Below are 6,647 nucleotides of genomic sequence, written 5' to 3' on the forward strand. Positions count from 1 at the left end.
GCGCCGGACGGACCGAACAGCACCAGCGTTTCGCCGTCGGCGACGGTCAGCGACAGATTGTCGAGGACCGTCTGGCTTTTGTAGCGCTTGACGACATTTTTCAGTTCGAGGCTGGCCATCGGAGCTACCCTTTCACGGCGCCGAGCGACAGGCCTTCGACGAGATAGCGCTGCGCGTAGAGCGCAAGCGCCAGCGTCGGGGTGATCGACAGCACGATCGCGGCCGAGATCTGGCCGTATTGAATGCCGGACGAGGTGATGAAGGCCAGTGCGCCGACCGTCACCGGCTGCTTGTCGGCGGAGGCGAGCACCAGCGCAAAGACGAAATTGTTCCAGGCGAAGATGAAGGCGAGCAGGCCGGCGGCGGCGATGCCCGGCCCGGCCAGCGGCAGCGCGATCTTGCGGAAGGTGGCGAACCAGGAATGGCCGCCGATCCGATAGGCGTATTCGATGTCGGCCGGGATGTCCTCGAAATAGCCGCGCACGATCCACAGGATGAGCGGCAGGCAGATCAGCTGGTAGACCCAGATCAGCCCGATATAGGTGTTAGCCAGTCCAAGCTTCTGGAAATAGAGGGTGAGCGGCAACAGCACCAGCAGCGCCGGCGCGAAGCGGAACGACAGCAGCGTGAAGGCGATGTCCTCCGAGCCGCGGAATTTGTGGCGGGCGAAAGCATAGGCCGCGGGCACGCCGAGCAGCAGCGAGACGGCAACCGAGGTGACCGACAGGAACACCGAATTCCAAAGGTTGCGCATGAAGGCGATGTCGAGCGTTCCGGCCGCCGTCACCAGCTTGCCGGTGATCAGCGCCGTGTAGTTGGCGAGCGTCGGCTCGAAGATCAGCTGCGGCGGGATGCGCAGGATCGTCTCGTTGGTCTGGAACGACATCATGAAGATCCAGGCGATCGGGAACATGAAGAAGATGACCACCAGCGTGAGCGCCACGCCGCGCAGGATGCGTTCGAGAAGCGAGGTGTGTTCCATCCCTGCCTCCTATGCCTGGCCGCGGGCGCGTTCGCGCAGCCGGAGCCAGTTCTTGATGAAGATGTTGGAGAGGAAATAGGTGATCGCCCACAGGATGATCATCAGCGCCGCCGAGCGTCCGACATTGGTCGACTGGAAGAAGTTGAGATAGGCCTCGACCTGGAAAACGGTCAGCGTGTCGCCGGGCCCTCCCTGGGTCATCGCGTAGATGATGTCGAACTGCTGGATTGAATCGAGCAGGCGGAACAGCGTCGCGGTCAGGATATAGGGCGTCAGCATCGGCAGGGTGATGCGGAAGAACACGAAGCTCCTCGGCACGCCGTCGAGCGCGGCCGCCTCGAAGGGTTGCGTCGGCAGGCTGCGCAGGCCGGCAAGCAGCAGGATCATGATGAAGGGCGTGTAGACCCAAATGTCGACCAGCACGACGGTGAGCAGCGCTGTCGACGGCGAGGAGGCCCAGCGGAAGTCCTGCAGGCCGATGAGGCTGGCAAGGTAGCTAAGCACGCCGAAGCCGGGATTGGTCATCAGCTTCCACATCAGGGCGGCCAGCGCCGGCGCCGTCATCAGCGGCATCAACAGCATGATCGAAATGAAGTTGTTCAGCGTCGAGCGCTTCTGCAGGAGCATGGCGATGCCGAGGCCGAGCAGCAGTTCGAGCACCACGGTGATGCCGGCATAGAGCAGCGACACCTCGAGCGTGTTCCAGAACTTCGGGTCGGTGAAGAAGGAAATGTAGTTGTCGCCCCAGTTGAACTGCCTGGCCCATGGCTGACTCAGCCGGTAGCGCTGGAAGGAATAGACCACCGAGGTCAGGAACGGGATCAGGATGCCGATGCAGACCAGGAGCGCCGGCAGGCTGAGGAGATAGGGCAGAACCCGCTTGCTGATCCTGAAGCCGGAGGGTCTGTGGACTGTCGTCGCCGCGGTCATCGCGCTCTTCCGTTATCCCGGTTGCTCCGCCCTGCCGGCCGCCCAAGGGAGCAAGGCGGCCGGTCGGGCGTTGGCGAAGCATACCGCTTCGCCTCGCGAGTGTCGTTGAGGGTCGCGGCTGGCCCGCGTTGCGTGCCAGCCGCTGCCCGATATCAGCCGAGGCCGGCCTCCTTGAGCTGGCCGTTGATGCTCTCGGCCAGCTTGTCGAGGCCCTCGTCGATCGGCACTTCCTTGGCCACCATCTTCTGCAGCGTCGCGGCCCATTCGGTGGTTAGGTCGAAGAACAGCGGCTGCGCCGTGAACTTGATGCTGGCGCCGGGCGCCGAGGCGTCGAACATCTCGACATAGCCCGGATAGCTCTTGTTCAGCTTCTCGCGGAACACCTCGTCCTTCCAGACCGACTGCCGGACCGGATTGACGAAGTCCATCTTGGTGGCGCCGAACAGGCAATGGTCGAGCCCGGAAGCCCACTGCATGAAGTACCAGGTGGCGTCCTTGTCCTTGGAGAAGTTGGACATCGACAGCGACCAGATCCAGATGTTGGGCGTCGGCGCCTTGGCGGCCGGATTGGCCTTGAAGCCGGCGAAGGCGAGCTGGCCGGCCATCTTGTTGGTGCCGCCATTCATGAAGTAGCCGAGGATGTCGGCGTCGAAGATCATCGCCGAGGCGCCGGCGCCGAGATCGGTACCGACTTGGTACCAGGTGTAGGTCGACCAGTCCTTCGGGCCGCTCTCCTGGATCATCTGCACCCATTGCTTGTGGAAGGCCTTGGATTCGGCGGTGTTCATGGCAGCAGACAACTTGCCGTCGGCCGACACGTTGAGGTCCTTCTGGTCGAAATTGGCATAGGCCGACAGGAAGCCCGGATGGATCGTCGCCCAGGAGCGCGAACCGCGCACGCCGATGCCATAGACGCCGCCACCGACATCCTTGGTGAGCTTGGCGGCCGCTGCCACCATCTCGTCCATGCTGCCGGGAACCTTGACGCCGGCCTTGTCGAACATCGCCTTGTTGTAGGTGATGTTGTTCTGCTCGAAGCCCCACGGAATGCACCATTGCTTGGCGTCTTCCGAACCCAGCGCGCCGCCGGGCTTGCCGTTCCAGGCGCAGGAGTTCTTGACGCCGGGCAGGAAGTCGTCCCAGGCATATTTCGGATTGGTCTTGGCCGGGTCCTTGATCCACTCGTTGAGGTCGGTGATCCAGCCGGCCGGGCCATAGGTCCAGGTCATGTAGGCGCCGGTCATGAAGGCGTCGTATTCGGAGGAGCTCGCCGAGAGCGCCGCGGTGACCTTGTCGAAATAGACGTCTTCCGGGAACACGTCATAGACGACGTTCATGCCGGTCAGCTGCTTGAAATTGTCGAGGTCGGCGATCATCGCATCGGCATAGGGATGCTTGTTGAGCAAGAGCTTGACGGTCTTGCCCTTGTGCGCCTGCCAGTCGAAATCGGCGGCGAGCGCGCGGGTCTGGCCCAGATTGAGCAAGACACCGGCGGTGCTTGCGGCAAGGCCCATGGCGCCCAGTCCCCTGATCAGTCCACGGCGGTCGACTTGTCCACGCAGGAACGCGTCGATCAGGTCTTTTTCTTTCTCATGCATGTCCTCTTCTCCTCCACAGGGTAGTTTCAACCAAAGCGGTGCCGGCTACCCGACCGGCGTCTGTTCCACGAGCGATCGCGCCGTCCGCTCGTCGGTTATCAGGCCCTTGAGGTAGCGGCCCTCCAGCACTGACTTGATGGCTCGAACCTTCACCTTGCCGCCGGCGACGGCGACGATCCTGCGGTTGGCGATGTCCTCGCGGGCGAGCGCCAGGGCGCGGCTGGAAACCGTGGTCGCCACTGGCTTGCCGGCCTCGTCGAAGAAATGACCAAGCAGTTCGCCGACGGCGCCGTTGCGGCGGGTCTCCTCCATCTCGCCCTTGTCGATCATGCCGGTGGCGACCAGCGAGGCCTCCTGCTCTGCGGTGCCGATGCCGGCCAGCAGCAGGTCGGCGGACCTGGCGAGATCGAAGACCTCGCTGACGCCCTTCTGGCCGAGCAGCACGGCGCGGTCCTCGACCGTGTTGGCGAACATCGGCACCGGCATGACATAGGCCTCGGCGCCGGTGCGCTCGGCGAGGCGATGGATCACGTCATGCGGGTTGGCCGAGAATTTGCGCGTCAGGCCGCCGAGCAGCGAGACGAAGCGGATCCCGTCGGCCGAGATGCGCGGCAGGTATTCGACGCAGGCCGCGAGCGTGCGGCCATGGCCGACGCCAATCAGGGTGCCCTCGCCGCGCTCGATCTCGCGCTTGAGGAACTGAGCGCCGGCAATGCCCAGCGCCTTGAGCGGCAGGTCTTCCGGATCGAAGTCCGGCACCACCTCGCAATAGTCGAGACCGTAGCGGCCGGACAGTTCGTCCTCCAGCGCCACGCATTCGGAGATCTCGCCGTCGATATAGACCTTAACCAGCCCTTCCTGGTTGGCCTTGGTGATGAGGCGATGCGCCTTGAGGCTGGTCAGGCCGAGCCGCTTGGCGACCTCGGCCTGGGTCAGGCCGCCGGCATAGTGAAGCCAGGCGGCGCGAGCGGCCATGCTGGTCTCATCGTCGCGCAGGAGGCCGTTGCCGAACCCAACCATTTCCGCCCTTTTGATATTTTTATCAGTTGCTGCAAAATTTTTCACAAGGCTACACCGGAGTCAAGCGGCGCCTGTCTCAAAATCGTGCAAGGGGCGCGATAGACGGCGCCAGTGCTCCGGGCCGCCAAGGAACCTTCAGCCCTTCAACGGGGTTGAAGTCGTTGGGAACAAGGAGTGGCGCGGCGCGCGCGCCTCTTTGAACGATGTTCGAGCCGCTTTGCTGCGATATGCCGCTTCACCCGACCTGGCCCGACCTCGCCGCGCGGCTCGTCTTCACACTCTTGGCGGGCTTCCTGATCGGTCTGAACAGGGAGGCACGCGGCCATACCGCCGGGCTGCGAACGACAATACTGGTCGGCCTTGCCGCGGCCATCGCCATGATCCAGGCCAATATGTTGCTCGACGTGGCCGGCAAGGGCACGGACTCTTTCGTCCGCATGGACGTGCTGCGTTTTCCGTTGGGTGTGCTGACCGGCGTCGGGTTCATCGGCGGCGGCGCCATCCTGCGGCGCGGCGATCTCGTGACCGGCGTCACCACCGCCGCCACGATGTGGATCATGACCATGATCGGCCTCGCCTTCGGCGGCGGCCAGTTCGGCCTTGGCGCGATCGCGACGGTGATGACGCTGGTGACGCTGCAGGCGCTGAAATGGGTCGACCTCAGGATCCCGCGCGACCACCATGCGATCCTGGCGGTCTCATGGCCGAATGGCTCTCCGCCGGTTCTCAGGGACATGGTCGGTCCGCTCGGCTATGACGCGCGCTTTATCGGCATGGAGCATGACGCCGACCGCGACCGGTTCGTCCATTCCTTCAATCTCGCATGGAAGCAACCGGATGCCGTCGAGCCTTCGGTGGAAATCCTGGCCGTGGTCGGCCGGCACTGCGAGGTCGAGCGCTTCGAGCTGATCAGCGAGAAGGCGGCCTGATCCTCGCTGAACGGCCGCAGCGGCAGGCTTACTCGCCTGCCTTGAGTGGTTCGGTGTCGGCTCGGATCAGCTTGATGTCCGCCCCTGCCGCCCAGGCGCCGATGTCTTCCCGACGCAGCGCTGCCGCCGTCATATCTGGGAAATGATCGGGCGTGCAGGCGAAAACCGGAACCCCGAGCGCGGCGACCGATCCAGCCATCGCGGGATCATAGCCGGGACGACCCTGATCGGTGAGCGCCAGCAGCACGACGACATTGACGCCCGACCGGACCAGCGCTGCCAGCCGCTTGAGAAGCTCCTGGCCGTTGCCGCCCTCGTAGAGGTCGGTGATCAAAATGAAATGCGCCTTGGTCGGCCGCTCGATCCGCTCGGCGCAATAGGCGACCGCCTGGTTGATGTCGGTGCCGCCGCCAAGCTGGACGCCGAACAGCACCTCGACCGGATCGCTGAGCTCCTCCGTCAGGTCGACGATCGCCGTGTCGAAGCAGACCAGCTTGGTGCGCACCACCGGCAGCGAGGCCATCACCGCAGCGAAGATAGAGGCGTAGATGACCGAGCTTGCCATCGAGCCGGACTGGTCAACGCACAGCGTCACCTCGTCGAGGTCGACCAGCCGGCGCTGACGCCGCATGAAGCCGACCAGCCTTTCCGGCACGACCGTCTTGTGGTCGGGCTGATAGTGGCGAAGGTTCGCCGCGATGGTGCGCGGCCAGTCGATGTCGCGCTGCCGTGGCCGGTTGGTGCGCCGCGACCGGTCGAGCGCGCCGCGGATCGCCTCGGCGGTCTTTTGCTCGAGGCGCTGCATCAGCTTGGCGACGATGTCGGAGATGATCGAACGGGCGATATCCTTGGTCTTGTCCGGCATCGCCGAACGCAGCGAGACCAAATCCGCGACGAGATTGACGTCCGCCTCGATCGCCTTGAGGAACTCCGGCTCCATCAGCATCTGCTTCAGGTTCAGTCGCTCGAAGGCGTCCTTCTGCACGACCTGGACGACCTGCTCGGGAAAGAACGAGCGGATATCACCCATCCATTGCGCGACGCGCGGCGCCGAGCGGCCGAGCCCGCCGCGCCGTTTGCGCGGATCGCCGGCCGTGTCGCCGCTGTTGTCGCCATAAAGCGCGTCGAGCGCCGCCGAAAGCCGCCGATCCTCGGCGGAGAGTGCCGACGAGGACGCATCGTCGGCGC

6 protein-coding genes and 1 pseudogene are annotated in these 6,647 nt (G+C 64.4%); 1 reads left to right on the top strand and 6 read right to left on the bottom strand.

The genetic code is table 11. The annotated features are described in order from the left end of the window. The 5 genes and pseudogenes from EN745_RS26525 to EN745_RS26545 form a co-directional block, all read right to left on the bottom strand. Positions 1–119 (bottom strand): annotated as a pseudogene (locus tag EN745_RS26525) (ABC transporter ATP-binding protein); the annotation flags it as partial. Positions 120–124: 5 nt separating this feature from the next. Continuing rightward, positions 125–982 (bottom strand): carbohydrate ABC transporter permease, encoded by an 858-nt coding sequence (locus EN745_RS26530; RefSeq protein WP_126056078.1) that lies wholly within the window; start codon positions 980–982, stop codon positions 125–127. Positions 983–991: 9 nt separating this feature from the next. Then, complete coding sequence (locus tag EN745_RS26535) at positions 992–1,912, bottom strand: sugar ABC transporter permease (RefSeq protein ID WP_126056079.1); 921 nt, start codon at positions 1,910–1,912, stop codon at positions 992–994. Between the two features lie 152 nt (positions 1,913–2,064). Next, complete coding sequence (locus EN745_RS26540) at positions 2,065–3,510, bottom strand: extracellular solute-binding protein (protein ID WP_127422632.1); 1,446 nt, start codon at positions 3,508–3,510, stop codon at positions 2,065–2,067. A gap of 45 nt (positions 3,511–3,555) precedes the next feature. Beyond that, positions 3,556–4,530 carry a sugar-binding transcriptional regulator gene (locus EN745_RS26545; protein ID WP_126056081.1) on the bottom strand — a complete coding sequence of 325 codons (975 nt, stop codon included), beginning with the start codon at positions 4,528–4,530 and terminating at the stop codon, positions 3,556–3,558. Between the two features lie 227 nt (positions 4,531–4,757). On the opposite strand from EN745_RS26545, the gene EN745_RS26550 reads away from it, so the two are divergent. Then, entirely contained in the window at positions 4,758–5,459 is a 702-nt protein-coding gene (locus EN745_RS26550; protein WP_245482341.1) for an MgtC/SapB family protein, read from the top strand. 28 nt (positions 5,460–5,487) lie between these two features. Here the strand turns inward: EN745_RS26550 and EN745_RS26555 are convergent. Further along, a partial coding sequence (locus tag EN745_RS26555; RefSeq protein ID WP_145992141.1) for a VWA domain-containing protein occupies positions 5,488–6,647 on the bottom strand: 1,160 nt, incomplete at its 5' end.

This window comes from Mesorhizobium sp. M4A.F.Ca.ET.022.05.2.1 (assembly GCF_003998845.1).
GTDB lineage: Bacteria > Pseudomonadota > Alphaproteobacteria > Rhizobiales > Rhizobiaceae > Mesorhizobium.